15 protein-coding genes are annotated in these 15,152 nt (G+C 72.2%); 9 read left to right on the plus strand and 6 right to left on the minus strand.

Annotated elements, in window-relative coordinates; genetic code table 11:
* A partial coding sequence (locus CCL05_RS21595; protein ID WP_107400495.1) for a discoidin domain-containing protein occupies nucleotides 1–2,825 on the plus strand: 2,825 nt, incomplete at its 5' end.
* Nucleotides 2,822–4,312, plus strand: coding sequence for a family 43 glycosylhydrolase (locus CCL05_RS21600; protein ID WP_086562134.1), 1,491 nt, complete (start codon nucleotides 2,822–2,824; stop codon nucleotides 4,310–4,312). The genes CCL05_RS21595 and CCL05_RS21600, both read left to right, overlap by 4 nt.
* Nucleotides 4,313–4,321: 9 nt before the next feature.
* On the opposite strand, the gene CCL05_RS21605 is transcribed toward CCL05_RS21600, so the two are convergent.
* Nucleotides 4,322–5,056 carry a dienelactone hydrolase family protein gene (locus tag CCL05_RS21605; protein WP_086562135.1) on the minus strand — a complete coding sequence of 245 codons (735 nt, stop codon included), beginning with the start codon at nucleotides 5,054–5,056 and terminating at the stop codon, nucleotides 4,322–4,324.
* A gap of 326 nt (nucleotides 5,057–5,382) precedes the next feature.
* Between CCL05_RS21605 and CCL05_RS21610 the strand changes: the two genes are divergently transcribed.
* From CCL05_RS21610 to hypE, 7 genes are all read left to right on the plus strand, one after another.
* Nucleotides 5,383–7,128: an enoyl-CoA hydratase-related protein gene (locus CCL05_RS21610; RefSeq protein WP_086562136.1), complete on the plus strand. Its 1,746-nt coding sequence runs from the start codon at nucleotides 5,383–5,385 to the stop codon at nucleotides 7,126–7,128.
* Nucleotides 7,125–7,688: a hydrogenase maturation protease gene (locus CCL05_RS21615; RefSeq protein WP_107400496.1), complete on the plus strand. Its 564-nt coding sequence runs from the start codon at nucleotides 7,125–7,127 to the stop codon at nucleotides 7,686–7,688. Before CCL05_RS21610 ends, CCL05_RS21615 begins: the two co-directional genes overlap by 4 nt.
* A gap of 61 nt (nucleotides 7,689–7,749) precedes the next feature.
* Nucleotides 7,750–8,487, plus strand: coding sequence for a hydrogenase nickel incorporation protein HypB (gene hypB, locus CCL05_RS21620; RefSeq protein ID WP_086562137.1), 738 nt, complete (start codon nucleotides 7,750–7,752; stop codon nucleotides 8,485–8,487).
* On the plus strand, nucleotides 8,484–10,799 hold the full coding sequence (hypF, locus tag CCL05_RS21625; RefSeq protein ID WP_086562138.1) for a carbamoyltransferase HypF: 2,316 nt from the start codon (nucleotides 8,484–8,486) through the stop codon (nucleotides 10,797–10,799). Before hypB ends, hypF begins: the two co-directional genes overlap by 4 nt.
* 3 nt (nucleotides 10,800–10,802) lie before the next feature.
* Complete coding sequence (locus tag CCL05_RS21630) at nucleotides 10,803–11,084, plus strand: HypC/HybG/HupF family hydrogenase formation chaperone (RefSeq protein ID WP_037671093.1); 282 nt, start codon at nucleotides 10,803–10,805, stop codon at nucleotides 11,082–11,084.
* Nucleotides 11,081–12,223 (plus strand): hydrogenase formation protein HypD, encoded by a 1,143-nt coding sequence (hypD, locus tag CCL05_RS21635; protein WP_086562139.1) that lies wholly within the window; start codon nucleotides 11,081–11,083, stop codon nucleotides 12,221–12,223. The genes CCL05_RS21630 and hypD overlap by 4 nt, the downstream gene beginning before the upstream one ends.
* A gap of 73 nt (nucleotides 12,224–12,296) precedes the next feature.
* Nucleotides 12,297–13,286 (plus strand): hydrogenase expression/formation protein HypE, encoded by a 990-nt coding sequence (hypE, locus tag CCL05_RS21640; protein ID WP_244204348.1) that lies wholly within the window; start codon nucleotides 12,297–12,299, stop codon nucleotides 13,284–13,286.
* A 49-nt stretch (nucleotides 13,287–13,335) separates the two neighbouring features.
* Here the strand turns inward: hypE and hypA are convergent, their stop codons facing one another.
* The 5 genes from hypA to CCL05_RS21660 form a co-directional block, all read right to left on the minus strand.
* On the minus strand, nucleotides 13,336–13,692 hold the full coding sequence (gene hypA, locus CCL05_RS21645) for a hydrogenase maturation nickel metallochaperone HypA (protein ID WP_086562141.1): 357 nt from the start codon (nucleotides 13,690–13,692) through the stop codon (nucleotides 13,336–13,338).
* 7 nt (nucleotides 13,693–13,699) lie between these two features.
* On the minus strand, nucleotides 13,700–13,897 hold the full coding sequence (locus CCL05_RS44525; protein ID WP_143589923.1) for a hypothetical protein: 198 nt from the start codon (nucleotides 13,895–13,897) through the stop codon (nucleotides 13,700–13,702).
* A 22-nt stretch (nucleotides 13,898–13,919) separates the two neighbouring features.
* Entirely contained in the window at nucleotides 13,920–14,126 is a 207-nt protein-coding gene (locus CCL05_RS21650; protein WP_086562142.1) for a hypothetical protein, read from the minus strand.
* A 42-nt stretch (nucleotides 14,127–14,168) separates the two neighbouring features.
* On the minus strand, nucleotides 14,169–14,765 hold the full coding sequence (locus tag CCL05_RS21655) for a DUF5947 family protein (RefSeq protein WP_086562143.1): 597 nt from the start codon (nucleotides 14,763–14,765) through the stop codon (nucleotides 14,169–14,171).
* A partial coding sequence (locus tag CCL05_RS21660; protein ID WP_086562144.1) for a NifU family protein occupies nucleotides 14,762–15,152 on the minus strand: 391 nt, incomplete at its 5' end. The genes CCL05_RS21660 and CCL05_RS21655, both read right to left, overlap by 4 nt.

The following is a 15,152-nucleotide window of genomic DNA, read 5'->3' on the forward strand; positions in this document are numbered from 1 at the left end:
TCGTCCCGGCCGGTCCGGCCGCGGCGGCGCAGACCATCGGGTTCCCCACGTTCAGCGGCCCCTCGATCCCCGCCCCGCCCGTCGCCCACACGCCGGGCGACATGATGCGGGCGATCTACGACGCGGAGAGTCCGGGAACCGACTTCTGGATGGACCGCCTGCTGGCCCGCTCGGGCAACGACCCGGCCGGCCCCTGGCTGATGAGCAGGGGCCGCGCGCTCTTCATGAAGGAGCACGACCCCGCCCGGTTCGGCTTCGGCGGCAAGGTCGCCTACTGGGAGAGCATCACCGGCGACAACGCCTACACCGTGGCGGTGTCCCCGGGCACCTTCACCGAACAGGTCGCGCAGCGCCGGCAGACGCCCAGCCACTGGAAGAGCGTGCACACCAGCGGCTCGGTCACGGTCGACCAGACGAAGTTCATCACGGAGAACAACGTGGCCGTGACCAGCCTGGCGATCAGGAACAACGGCTCCGCCTCCACCACGCTCCGGTTACGGGCGACCTCGCCGTACGCCACCACGGGCAGCGGCAGCGAGCTGACCGGGCAGGTGAACGCCTACAACAACCTCACGACCATCCGCCCGCGGCTCACCGGTGACGGGTTCACGGCCTCCGGCGGCGGCCTCGACCGGTCGGTGACGGTCGCGGCCGGGACCACCGTCACCGCCAAGGTGGTCATGGGCTTCGTCACCGACGAGATCCCCCAGTCCCGCACGGAGTACGAGACCTACGCGGGCTATTCGGCCGCCACCGCCTTCGCGACCCATGTCAGGGCCTACAACCGGTGGTGGGCGCAGAACGTCCCCTACATCGACGTGCCCGAGCCCGCGATCAAGAAGAACATCTACTACCGCTGGTGGCTGATGCGCTTCAACCACCTCGACGCCGACATCCCCGGGCAGACCTTCCAGTTCCCTACCTCCACCGAAGGCGTCCTCGGCTACAACAACGCCATCGCGCTCACCCAGCCGATGCACATCGACGACCTGAAGTACCTGCGCGACCCGTCCTACGCCTACGGCGACTGGATCGGTGTCGGCCAGACCTCCAAGGGCGGCCGGTTCGTGGACAACCCGGGCGACCCGGAGAACTGGTCCAACAGCTACACCCAGTACATCGCCGAGGCGGCCTGGAAGAGCTACCAGATCCACGGGGGCCGGCCGGCCATCGCCGCCAGTCTCGCCCGGTACGCCGAGGGCGACGTCAAGGGGCAGCTCGCTCACTACGACCACGACGGCAACAAGCTCATCGAGTACGACTGGGGCGCCCTGACGGGCAACGACGCCGACGCGGTCTCCTTCCACTGGAAGCCCGGAAACATGGACCGGGCCGAGTCCGCCTACCAGTACAGCGGGGCGCTCGCCGCCGCGCAGGCGTACGAGGCGACCGGCAACACGGCCAAGGCGAGCGAGATGCGCACGCTGGCGAACCAGATCAAGGACGCCATCGTCAACGTGCTGTGGAACCCCAGCCGGCAGTTGTTCGAGCACCGGCTGAAGTCGACGAACGAGTGGGTGCCCTGGAAGGAGATCAACAACTACTACCCGTTCTCGGTCGGCGCCGTCCCCGACACGGCGACGTACCGGCAGGCCCTGCGGCTCTTCGACGACCCGGCCCAGTACCCGGTCTTCCCCTTCTACACCGCCAACCAGGCCGACAAGAAGGCGGCGGCCGAGGCCGGTGAACCGGGCTCCAACAACTTCTCCACCATCAACTCCACCGTCCAGTTCCGCCTCTACTCCTCGGTGCTGCGCAACTACCCCAACTCCTGGATGAACGCCACCGACTACAAGAAGCTCCTCTACTGGAACACCTGGGCGCAGTACGTCGGCGGCAACACCCGGTGGCCGGACGCGAACGAGTTCTGGTCCGACTGGAACGGCAGCTCGATCACCTACCGCTCCTGGATCCACCACAACATCCTGGGCAGCAGCAACTGGACCGTGATCGAGGACGTGGCCGGGCTGCGGCCGCGCAGCGACGCGAAGGTCGAGCTCTCCCCCATCGACATCGGCTGGTCCCACTTCACCGTCAACAACCTCCGCTACCGGGGCGCCGACCTGTCCATCGTCTGGGACGATCCGGCCGACGGCGTGACGCGCTACCCCGGCATCCCGGAGGGTTACTCGATCTACGTCAACGGCGACCGGGCCGCCACCGTCAGCTCCCTGGTGCCCTTCACCTGGGACCCGGCCACCGGCCAGGTCACCACCAGCGGCACGGTCACCCACCACACGGCCGTCCCCGGGCTGAAGGCCCCCACGCAGGTCGTGCAGGACAGTCCCCGCATGGTCGACATGCTCGCCAAGGCCGGTGTCGACCTGACCGCCGACCTGGCGAACCTCGCCTCGGGGGCAACCGCATCCGCTTCGCACACCGGGTCGGGCAGCAGCGTCTCGGGCGCGGTCGACGGGCTCCCCACCAACGAGCCGTTCTGGGGCGCGGGCGGCTCCGCAGGCAGCCAGGACTGGTACGAACTGAACTTCGGCACCGCCCGGACGCTGAACGAGATACGCCTGTACTTCAAGGACAGCCGCCCGGCGAGCACGACCTACCGGGCTCCGTCCGCGTACACGGTCCAATACCACAACGGCAGTTCCTGGGTGAACGTGCCCGAGCAGACGAAGAGTCCGGCCGCGCCCCGGGCCAACTACAACCTGGTGCGGTTCCCGGCGATCAATGCCCAGCGTGTCCGGGTCCTGCTCACCCACGCCTCCGGGGCGAAGACGGGCCTGACCGAGATCAAGGTCCACCACCGGGGCGGCACCAGCAACGGCAGTAACTCCGTCGGCCTCCTCGAAGCGAAGGTGTACGGCCCGTGACTCGTTTCAGATGTCTGTCCGCGCTCATCGGCGTCCTCAGCATGGTGGTCGCCTTCCTGGCCGCGCCGCAGCCCGCTGCCGCCGCCGACGCGTTCACGTCGACGGGGGTGAACCAGAACGGCGGCAACTGCCTGGACCTGCCGGGTGGTTCGTCGACGAACGGGACGCAGTTGCGCGCCTTCGCGTGCGGCTCCGGCGCCAACCAGGGTTTCCGCTTCGCGCCGGTCTCCGGCTCGGATGACACATACACGATCACTACCCAGTCCGGCCAGTGCGTCGACGTCTCCGGCGCCTCCACGGCGGACAACGCCACGGTCATCCAGTGGCCCTGCCACGGCGGCACCAACCAGCGGTGGCGGCTGGTGCCGGTGAGCGGCACCGACAAGACCTTCAACCTGGTCTCCGCGAGCTCGGGCAAGTGCGTCACGCCCAGCGGAGGTTCGCCGGCGTCGGACACCGGCCTGGTGCAACTGCCGTGCTCCACGGCGAACGGCAGGGTGTGGCGGCTGCCCGGCTTCACCGGCGGCGGCCCGAGCCCGAACACCTTCACGAACCCGATCGCCCAGCGCGGCCCCGACCCCTGGATGACCTACCACGACGGCTACTACTACCTCGCCACCACGACCTGGAACTCGACGATCACCATGCGCAAGTCCCGCACCCTGGCGGGACTGGCCACGGCCACAGAGCAGGTCGTCTTCCACCTGACCCGGCCCAACGGGGCGGGCACGATGTGGGCACCCGAGTTCCATCTGCTCGACGGCCCGAACGGCAAGCGCTGGTACTTCTACTACACCGCCGGGCGCGAGCCGTACGACCTGGGCACGCAGCGGATCCACGTCCTGGAGAGCGCCGGCCTGGACCCCATGGGGCCGTACACCTTCAAGGCCGACCTGCTCGACCCGGCCCAGGACGACACCTGGGAGCTGGACCCGGGCATCCTCCAGCTGAACGGCAAGCTCTACCTGCTCGGCACGTTCTACAACGGCTCGCAGCCGATGTTCATCCGGCCGCTGTCGAACCCGTGGACCGCGAGCGGCACCCGCCGGATCCTGTCCACCCCCACCTACAACTGGGAGACGGTCGGCGGCGCGGTCAACGAGGGCGCCGAGGTCCTCCAGCGGGGCGGGAAGACGTTCATCGTCTACTCCGCCAGCCACTGCTCCACGCCCGACTACAAGCTGGGCATGCTCACCTACAACGGCGGCGACCCGCTCAGCTCCTCCTCCTGGACCAAGTCGCCGAACCCGGTCTTCCAGCGGTCCAATGCCAACGGGGTGTACGGCCCCGGCCACAACGGCTTCTTCAAGTCGCCGGACGGCACGGAGGACTGGATGGTGTACCACGCGAACAGTTCGGCGAGCGGCGGCTGCGACATGAACCGCTCGACCAGGGCCCAGAAGTTCACCTGGAACGCCGACGGCACGCCGAACTTCGGCACGCCGGTCGGCCTGGGTGTCCCGCTGACGGCGCCCTCGGGCGAGTAGCCCCTGTCCTCAACCGCCGGCCAGGGTGCGGTCGAGGAGGGGGAGCAGGCGGCCCCAGTGGCGCTGCAGTCCGGCGGCGTCGAAGGCGTCGGTGTCGGACATGGTGAAGCCGTGGACGGTGCCGGGGTAGATCTCGGAGGTGTAGCGGACACCGGCGGCGTCCAGAGCCCGGTTGAGCTCGCCGAAGGTCTCCGGCGTCAGGTCGCTCTCGGCGTGGCCGAAGTGGACCTGGGCGGTGATCCCGGCGAGGGCGCCGGGCCCGTCCGCGCCCACGGGGGCGTGGAACGCGGCGACGGCGGCCACCTGACCGGGGTGGGCCGCGGCGGTGCGCGTCGCGAGGAGGCCGCCTATGCAGTAGCCGGTCACCGCGACCGGTCCGGCGCCGACCTCGGGGCGGGTGGTGAGGAACCTGAGGTAGGCGTCGGCGTCGCTCAGGACACGTTCGGCGGTGTGCTCCTCGATCAAGGGCATCACCTGGGCCATGAGCGCGGGCCGTGCCTCTTCACCGATGTGCTCGGGCAGGTCCATCACCGGTGCCGGGCCGTGCCGGTAGAAGAGGTTGGGGACGAGCACGTAGTACCCGTGTCCGGCCAGTTCGCGGGCCATCTCCCGCAGCACGGGCCGGATGCCGAAGCCGTCCGCGTACATCAGCACCCCCGGGTGCCGCTCGCCGTCGTCGGGGAAGGCGGCGAAGGCGTCGGCCAGGCCGCCCGTGGTGGGGATCTGCAGCGCCTTGACGGGCATGTTCCGTTCTCCTGTCGTGGTTGATGTGCCGAGCTTGTGATCAACACGACGGAGGCGGAGCCCGCGCAGCGGCGCGGGCTCCTCGATCGGACGCCGGGCCCGCACCGGCCCGTACGGCGCTCAGAAGAGCACCGGGTCACCGATCCGTGAGTGGCGCGAAGCCGTCCCGGTATTCATGGCCGCAGCCTAGCCCACCGGAGAAAAGCGTGCCCGGACGTCGAGAACGGACAGCGGGCGATCCGGATGGAGCAAGAGGCCCGGGAAGACAGGCGAAACGCCGCCGTGGTCCTTCGCGGGCCTCCCCGGACCGGCGACCATGCGATGTCATGGACATCTTGCTCGTCGCCAGCGCGTTCAACAGCCTGACCCAGCGTGTGTACGCGGAACTGTCGGACCACGGGCACCACGTGGACGTCGTCCTCGCCTCCCACGGGCCCGACGCGGTCCGGGCCGCCGTGCGCGAGGTGCGCCCGGAACTGATCGTCGCCCCGATGCTGAAGTCCGCCCTGCCGGAGGACGTGTGGCAGGAGCACACCTGCCTCATCGTGCATCCGGGGCCGCCCGGCGACCGGGGCCCGTCGTCGCTGGACTGGGCGATCGCCGAGGAGACGCCCGAGTGGGGCGTGACGGTGCTCCAGGCCGAGGCGGCGATGGACGCGGGAGACATCTGGGCGGACGGGGCCTTCCCGGTGCCTCCGGCCGGCAAGAGCGACGTGTACCGGGGTGAACTGTCCGACGCCGCCGTGGCCGCCGTGCTGCTGGCCGTGCGGCGGTACGCCGACGGATCGTTCAAGCCGCGGCCGCAGAGCGATCCCGGGATCCGTGTGGTGTGGCGGGACTTCTTCCGCCAGGAGCAGCGGCGGATCGACTGGGAGAACGACGGCACGGACACGGTGGTGCGCAAGCTCCGCGGGGCCGACTCGCAGCCGGGCGTCCTGGACGAACTCTGCGGCCGGGAGGTGTTCCTGCACGGCGGGCATCCCGAGGACAGGCTGCGCGGCCGGCCGGGCGAGTTGCTCGCGACCCGGTCCGGCGCGCTGTGCCGGGCCACCCGCGACGGCGCGGTGTGGATCCCGGAACTGCGCCCCCGCAAGAGCTCCGGCGACCCGGCCCCCTTCCGCCGCCCGGCGGCCTCGGTCCTCTCCTCCTTCCCGGCGCCGCCCGGCAGCGGCCCGGGCATGCCGGGTTCGAACGACCGCCCGTACTGGCTGCCGGAGATCGCCGCCCCGCTCGAACTGCCGCCGAAGCGCACCACCTGGTCCGACATCCGCTACCGGCAGCGGGACGGCATCGGCTTCCTGTCCTTCTCGTTCCCGGGCGGGGCGATGAGCACCAACCACTGCCGCAGGCTGCTCGCCGCCTACCGGTACGCGCTCACCCGCTCCACCTCGGTACTGGTGCTCGGCGGCGCCCGCGACTTCTTCTCCAACGGCATCCACCTGAACGTCATCGAGGCATCGAGCGACCCGGCGGGCGAGTCCTGGTCCAACCTCGTCGCCATGAACGACCTGGTCGAGGCCGTGCTGCGCACCACCGACCGGCTGGTGGTGGCGGCGCTCGGCGGCAACGCGGCGGCCGGCGGTGTCATGCTGGCCCTGGCCGCCGACGAGGTCTGGTGCCGCACGGGCGGCGTCCTCAACCCGCACTACCGGAACATGGGCCTGTACGGATCGGAGTTCTGGACGTACTCGCTGCCGCGCCGGGTGGGAGCCGAGACGGCCGAGCGGCTGACGAGCGAGGCGCTGCCGGTGAGCGCCGCGACGGCCGAGCGGATCGGACTGGTGGATCGTCTGGTGCCGGTCCCTCCCCAGGAGTTCACCACGGAGGTCGAGCGCCTGGCCGCCGAGGTGGCCGGCGACCCGGATCTCGCCCGCCGGATCACCGCCAAGGCCACGGCACGGCACGCGGACGAACTCCAGCGTCCGCTCGCCGAATACCGGCGGAGCGAACTCGCCCGCATGCGCGCCATCTTCTTCGATCCCGAGGCCCCGTACCACGAGCTGCGGTCCGCCTTCGTCCGCAAGAACCCGACCGGCTCCGCCCGGCCGACGGCCCCCGCAGGCGCGGTATGAGGCCGCGGCTGCTCGTGGCGGGCGTGGGCAACATCTTCCTCGCGGACGACGCCTTCGGCCCCGAGGTGATCCGCGCCCTGGACCGGCGTCCGCTGCCGCCCGAGGTGCGGGTACAGGACTTCGGCATCCGCGGCCTGGACCTCGCGTACGCACTGCTCGACGGCTACGACACGGCCGTCCTGGTCGACGCGGCCGTACGAGGGCACGAGCCGGGCACCCTGTCGCTGATCGAGCCGGACCTGCCCGGCAGCACCACGGCCGGCGCCCCGCCCGAGGCGCACGGCATGGACCCGGCGAAGGTCCTCGCCCTGGCCGCCCACCTGGGTGACGAGCCGCTCCCGCGCGTCCTCGTCCTGGCCTGCGAGCCGGAACTGCGCGCACCCGCCGACGAGGACATCGCCCCGGGGATCAGTGCGACGGTACGCGAAGCGGTCGGGCGGGCCGTCGCGGCCCTGCACGCCATGGTTCCGGTGCTGCTGGCCGACCCGGCGGCCACGCCTCCGTTGAGCCGCCCGGACGAATCCCCCGCCCTGTCCCCGCCGGGCTGCCGGGCACCGTGAGGGACGGCGCCGAGGATCGGTGACGGACCGATTTCCCCACCGACCGCGAGGAGCGGCGCCCATGTGCGATTCCGTGGACGAGGTCACCCAGGCCGTCCTGGCGAAGAACGACGGTCTGGCCGCGGGCCTGCGCGACGAACTGGCCCGCCGCGGAGTGAGCGTGGTCAATCTGCTGTCCAGCCCGGGCAGCGGCAAGACGGAACTGCTCGGGCGGGTGCTCGCCCGGGCGGTGGAACGTGGCCTTCCGGTGGCCGCGCTCACCGCCGACCTGGCGACCGAGAACGACGCCGACCGGCTGGCCCGTTCGGGAGCCCCGGTGAAGCAGCTGCTGACGGACGGGCTGTGCCATCTGGAGGCGCGGCAGCTGCGCGGCCATGTGGAGAGCTGGCTGCCCGAGGACACCTCGCTGCTGTTCGTGGAGAACGTCGGCAACCTGGTCTGTCCGGCCTCCTACGACCTGGGCGAGAGTCTGCGGATCGTGCTCATGGCGGTGACGGAGGGCGAGGACAAGCCGCTGAAGTACCCGACGGCCTTCGGGTCCGCCCATCTGGTGGTGCTGACCAAGACCGACCTGGCCGAACCCGCCGGGTTCGACGAGACCGCCTTCGACACCCATGTCCAGCGGGTCAACCCCGGGGTGGAGGTGCTGCGGTCCTGCGCCCGCACCGGCGCCGGCGTCGACGCCCTTCTGGAGCGGGTGCTCGCCGCACGGGACGGGGCCCCGGTGCACCGGCCTCCGCTCGCGCCCCGCCCGCACACCCACACCCCTGAGGGCGCCGAAGCCGGCCTCGTCTCGTGACAGCGCCCGTCACACAGGCGGTGCGCCGCCGCGTCACCGTGCGCGGCACCGTGCAGGGCGTGGGGTTCCGGCCCTTCGTTCACCGCCTGGCCACCGACCTCTCGCTCGCCGGGTTCGTGAGCAACACGGCGAACGGGGTCCTCATCGAGGTGGAGGGCCCGCCGGACCGTGTCGCCGGCTTCTGCGACCGGCTGGCGACCGAGCCTCCGCCACTGGCCGCCGTCAGCGGTGTCGGGTTCGAGGACCTGCCCGTCACCGGCGCCGAGGACACCTTCGCCATCCGTGCCACCGACCACTCCCCCGGCCGCACCCATCTCCCGCCCGACACGGCGACCTGCGCCGACTGCCTGCGGGAACTGGCCGATCCGGCCGACCGCCGGCACCGGCACCCGTTCGTCACCTGCACCCACTGCGGGCCCCGCTTCACCATCGCCACGGGCATGCCGTACGACCGGGCGGTCACCACCATGACCGGCTTCCCGATGTGCGCGGACTGCGCCCGGGAGTACGGCGATCCCCTCGACCGGCGCTTCCACGCCCAGCCCGTGGCCTGCCCCGGCTGCGGTCCCCGGCTGCGCCTGGTGCCCGCGCCCGGCAGCGAGGTCCGCCCGGCGCGGGACGCCGACGCCCTGGCGGCGGCACGGGCGCTGCTGGCCGCCGGGCGGATCGTCGCCGTCAAGGGCCTCGGCGGCTATCACCTGGCGTGCGACGCGACCGACGCACGGGCCGTCGAGACGCTGCGCAGCCGCAAGGCACGTGGCGGCAAGCCGTTCGCGGTGATGTGCGCGGACCTGGACACCGTACGGCGGATCGCCGTGCTCTCCGCGCCCGAACTGGCCGCCCTCGCCGGTCCCAGGCGCCCCATCGTCCTGCTGCGCCGGCGCGCGGAGCGGTCGGGCCTCGCCTCCGGCGTCTGCCCCGGCAGCCCCCACCTGGGCGTCATGCTGCCCTACACGCCCGTGCACACCCTGCTGTTCGGCCTGCCCGACGATCAGCCGGGGCCGCGCGTGCTGGTCATGACGAGCGGCAACCGCTCGGGAGAACCGATCGTCACGGACGACGACGAGGCACTGACCCGGCTCGCCGGCCTGGCCGACGCCTGGCTCGCCCACGACCGGCCCATCGCCTCGCCTTGTGACGACTCCCTGCTGCGAGTGCGCCCCGACGGCACCGAGCAGGTGCTGCGCCGCTCCCGGGGGTACGTGCCCCGCCCGCTGCGGCTGCCGGTACCGGTGCGGCCCGCGCTCGCCGTGGGCGGCGATCTGAAGAACGCCCTGTGCCTGGGCGAGGGCGACCACGCCTGGTTCGGCCCGCACATCGGGGACATGGGCGATCTGACCACCCTGGAGGCGGCCCGGCGGGCCGAGGCGCACATGCGGTGCCTGACCGGCGTCGCCCCCGAGCTCGTGGCCGCCGACCGGCATCCGGGATACCACTCCGCGCGGTGGGCTCGCCGGCGCGCCCACCGGCTCGCGCCCGTCTTCGTCCAGCACCATCACGCGCACATCGCCTCCGCGATGGCCGAGCACGGTCTCGACGGCACCGCGCCCGTGATCGGCGTCGCCTTCGACGGCACCGGCTACGGCGACGACGGCACCGTCTGGGGCGGCGAGATCCTGCTCGCCGGCTACAGCGGCTTCCGGCGCTACGCCCACCTGTCCCCCGCCCCGCTGCCCGGCGGCGACGCGGGCGTGGCCAACCCGTGCCGCCTGGCGCTGGCCCGGCTGTGGGCGGCGGGCCTGCCGTGGGACGCGGCCCTGCCCTGCGTCAAGGCCTGCGCAGCCGATGAACTGACCGTGCTGCAGCGGCAGTTGGAGCGTGGCCTGGCCTGTGCGGCGACCTCCAGCATGGGCCGGCTCTTCGACGCCGTGTCGTCGCTCGTCGGCGTGTGCCATCGCGCGGGCTACGAGGCCCAGGCCGCCCTGGAACTGGAAGCGGCGGCCGCTTCGGCCTGGGACGCCGACACCTCGGCGTACGCCTTCGGCGGCGATCTCGACCCGGCGCCCGTGCTCAGCGCCCTGGTCGCCGATCTGCGGCGCGGCACCCCGGCCCCCGTGCTCGCCGCCCGCTTCCACCGCGCGGTGGCACGGGCCGTCGCGGAGATCTGCCGGCGTGCGCGCCGGGACACCGGCCTGGCCACCGTCGCCCTCAGCGGCGGGGTCTTCGCCAACGCGCTGCTGGAGGAGGAGTGCGCGCGACTGTTGACCGGCGACGGATTCGCGGTGCTCCGCCACGGCGAAGTCCCCCCGAACGACGGCGGATTGGCCCTCGGCCAGCTGGTGGTCGCGGCGCACCTACGACAGGAGGAGTGACCCATGTGTTTGGCAGTGCCCGGCAAGGTCGTGGCCATCGACGACAGCGCGGATCCGCTCACCGGGCTGATCGACTTCGGCGGAGTGCAGAAACAGGCGTGCCTGGAGTACGTGCCCGAGGTGCGGGTGGGCGAGTACGTCATCGTGCACGTCGGCTTCGCGCTCCAGCGTCTGGACGAGGAGTCGGCCCTGGCCTCGCTCAAGCTGTTCGAGGAACTGGGGCTGCTGGAGGAAGAGTTCGGCGACGCCTGGGAGCAGGCGGCGAAGGAGGCGGGAACGGCGTGAAGTACATCGACGAGTTCAACGACCCGGAGCTGGCCCGGCGGCTGCTGGACGAGATCCGGGCCACCGCGACCCGGCCGTGGGCCCTGATGGAGGTGTGCGGCGGGCAGACACACTCGATCATCCGGCACGGCATCGACCAACTGCTGCCCGAACAGGTCGAGTTGATCCACGGCCCCGGCTGCCCCGTCTGCGTCACGCCGCTGGAGGTCATCGACAAGGCGCTGGAGATCGCCGCGCGGCCCGGGGTGATCTTCTGTTCCTTCGGCGACATGCTCCGGGTGCCGGGCACCGGCCGCGACCTGTTCCGGGTCAAGGGCGAGGGCGGCGACGTCCGCGTGGTCTACTCGCCACTCGACGCCCTGGAGCTGGCCCGCCGCCACCCCGACCGGGAGGTGGTGTTCTTCGCGATCGGCTTCGAGACCACGGCCCCGGCCAACGCGATGGCCGTGCACCAGGCGCGCAGGCTGGGTCTGAGCAACTTCAGCCTGCTGGTGTCGCATGTCCGGGTGCCCCCGGCCGTCGAGGCGATCATGACGGCTCCGGCCTGCCGGGTGCAGGGCTTCCTGGCCGCCGGGCACGTGTGCAGCGTGATGGGCACGGCGGAGTACCCGGAGCTGGCCGAGCGGTTCGGTGTGCCGATGGTGGTGACCGGGTTCGAGCCGCTGGACATCCTGGAGGGCATCCGCCGGGCGGTCCGCCAGCTGGAGCGCGGTGAGCACCGGGTGGAGAACGCGTATCCGCGTGCCGTGCGCGAGGAGGGCAATCCGGCTGCCGTGCGCATGATCGAGGAGGTGTTCGAGGTCACCGACCGGTCCTGGCGCGGTATCGGCCCGATCCCGGCCAGTGGCTGGCGGCTGCGCGACGCCTTCCGCGCGTACGACGCCGAGCACCGCTTCGACGTCACGGGGATCCGTACCGAGGAACCCGCGGAGTGCCGCAGCGGTGAGGTCCTCCAGGGGCTGATCAAGCCGACCGAGTGCGCCGCGTTCGGCACCACCTGCACCCCGCGCACCCCGCTCGGCGCCACCATGGTCTCCAGCGAGGGTGCCTGCGCGGCCTACTACCTGTACCGCCGGATGAGCGCCCCGACGCCGCAGGCCGGCCGGGCCACGCACGAAGGGGTGGCTCCCGTTGCCTGAGCAACTCGCCGAGGTCGTCGACCCGGCCAACTGGACCTGCCCCGCCCCGCTGCGCGACCAGGGTGTCGTGGTGATGGGCCACGGCGGCGGCGGAGCCCTCTCGGCGGAGCTGATGGAGCAGGTCTTCACGCCCGCCTACGGCAACGCCACCCTCGCCGGTCTCGCCGACTCCGCCGTCCTCGAACTGGGCGGCACGCGGCTGGCCTTCTCCACCGACTCCTACGTCGTCCGGCCGCTGTTCTTCCCCGGCGGCAGCCTGGGCGACCTCGCGGTCAACGGCACGGTCAACGACCTGGCGATGAGCGGGGCGCGGCCCGCGTATCTCTCCGCCGCGTTCGTGCTCGAGGAAGGCGTCGAGCTGACCGTCGTGGAGCGGATCGCCCGCGCGATGGGTGCGGCGGCCGGGACCGCCGGGGTCACCATCGCCACGGGCGACACCAAGGTGGTGGAGTCCGGGCACGGCGACGGCGTGTACGTCACCACCGCCGGTGTCGGTCTCGTCCCGGACGGGGTGGACATCCGGCCCCAGCGTGCGCGGCCCGGCGACGCCGTGATCGTCAGCGGGCCGATCGGCCTGCACGGGGTGGCGATCATGAGCGTACGGGAGGGGCTGGAGTTCGGGGTGGAGATCGCCAGCGACACCGCGCCGCTGGCGGATCTGGTGGCGGCGATGCTGGCCGTCACCTCCGACATCCACGTGCTGCGCGACCCCACCCGGGGCGGCCTGGCGGCGTCTCTCAACGAGATCGCCCGTGCCTCGGGGACCGGGGTCCGGCTTCAGGAGCGCGCCATTCCGGTGCCGGACGCGGTGGCGAACGCATGCGGGTTCCTGGGGCTCGATCCCCTCTACGTCGCGAACGAGGGCAGGCTGGTCGCCTTCGTCCCGCCGGCGGAGGCGGAGCAGGTGCTCGCCGCGATGCGTGCCCACCCGCAGGGCGCCGGGGCCACGCTGATCGGCGAGTGCGTGGCCGACCACCCCGGGATGGTGGTGGTCGCCACCGGCCTGGGCGGGACCCGGGTGGTGGATCTGCCGCTCGGGGAGCAGTTGCCGCGTATCTGCTGACCGGGCATGCGAGTGGGCCCCGCCGACGTGTCGGCGGGGCCCACTCGCGCTATGCCGAGGCCGGTGACGGCTCGATGCCCGTGATCCGCAGCTCGCGGCCGCTGCGCAGGTCGTTGGAGGGCTGGTCGCAGCGAGGGCACCAGAAGAACGGGGGCATGCCCACCGGGAACTCCTCGGCGCACGGACCGCACCAGGCCAGCGCGGGGACCTGCTCGACCACGAGCCGTGCCCCGGCGAGGGCGGTGCCGTCGCGGGCCACCTCGAAGGCGAAGTCCAGGGCGTCGGGGACGACGCCCGCCAGCTCGCCGACCCGGACGGTCACCGCCGAGACGGCGTCCGTCCCGTCCGCCCGGGCCAGCTCGTCGGCCCGCTCGATGATCGCGGTCGCGATCGACAGTTCGTGCACGGCCGGATCACGGATACCGGTTGCCCGCGCGGAAACCGCCGGCCATCCGCCAGATCCGCGCTTCCCGCCTCAGGCTGGGCCACTCCCAGCACAGCAGGGCCAGGGCCACGCCGCCCACCAGGACGGCCTCGGCCTTCAGCACCCGCTGTCCGCTCATCCCGCCTCGTCTGCGCGCGACGGGTCTGCGTACTCGTTTGTTCTTCATTGCGACGACTCCCTGCTCTTTCTCAGCCCGGCGAGATGTTCGGCATGGTCTCCGCGAGGGCGTCATGCCGCTTCCAGTGGATCCCCGTGGAGCGCCGCGCGTCGGCGGTGCCGTCCTCGTGGTGCCCCTTCTGCTCCGCGTACCGTCCCCTGTTGCCCTGGTGCATGCCGGCGACGTGCCCGGGGGTGTCGGGCTTCGCCTGGGGCCGGCCCACTCTGATGCTGCCCATGGGGTGCTCTCCTTCCTCGCCTCCGACCTGCGGAGTGCGTGCTCATGGCCGCTCGGTGAGGTCCTCGAAGAACTGCTCGACGGCCGGCCAGACCCGGCCGCCGCCGGACAGGCCGCGCCACTCCCGGCGTACGACGGCGACCATCCGGTAGCAGTCGTCGACCGGCACGATCCAGTGATGGTCGAGGCCGTGGACGGTGTTCACGAGCAGCGCCTCCACGTCGGGTTCCACGGTGGCGAGCTGCGGACACGTCCCGGCCAGTTCCTGCCAGGCCGTCGCTTCCACCTCCCACCGCATGGCCCCCGCCGGGCTCGGGCCCTCCGCCGTGACCGTGCCGTCCGCCCGGGGCACGAAGAAGACCAGGCCGACGGGTACGCCCAGCACCGCCGTGTCGACGTGAGGCAGCCGGACCCGGCGCCGGGGCACGAGCCGGTAGTGCCCGTCGCCCGCCCCGGCGCCGGCGAACAGCACCGAGCAGGGGCGGCAGACGCAGCGCACCTCGTCCTGCCCGGTGTCGTAGAGGTGGGGGTGTTCGTCGGCGACCGGCGCGGCACACAGGTCGCACCTCTCCGTCTCGGCCGCCGCCGTGCGGTCGGCCGAGGAGCGGATGAGGCGGGCCAGGGCTCCGTCCGTGGTCACCGTGCGCCCCGGTGGGTCAGCGTGGTCAGCGGTACGAAGGCGGGTGCCGGCGTGCTCGGCAGTGGTTCCACCGCCGTCAGCTCGGGAGCCACGGCGAGCACCGCCTCACGGACGGCGTCGGTGACCTCGGAACCTCCACCGCCGCACCCGGATCCGCAGCCGCCACCCGATTTCAGGCGCACCTGGGCCACCTGACCCTCCACACCGGCCCACTCCACATCACCGCCGCGTTCCTGTACGGCGGGCCGCAGTCGCTCGACCGCGCGGGCCGCCCGGCGCTCGGCCGGCTCGGGGTGGATGTCGTGCAGGACCAGGAGGTGGCCCAGCAACTCGTCGTCGGCCAGGCGCTCGGCCAGCTGCCCGTCCGCCTGGTCCAGGACGCGGGCC

This window comes from Streptomyces africanus (assembly GCF_002150735.1).
Classification (GTDB): Bacteria; Actinomycetota; Actinomycetes; order Streptomycetales; family Streptomycetaceae; genus Streptomyces; species Streptomyces africanus.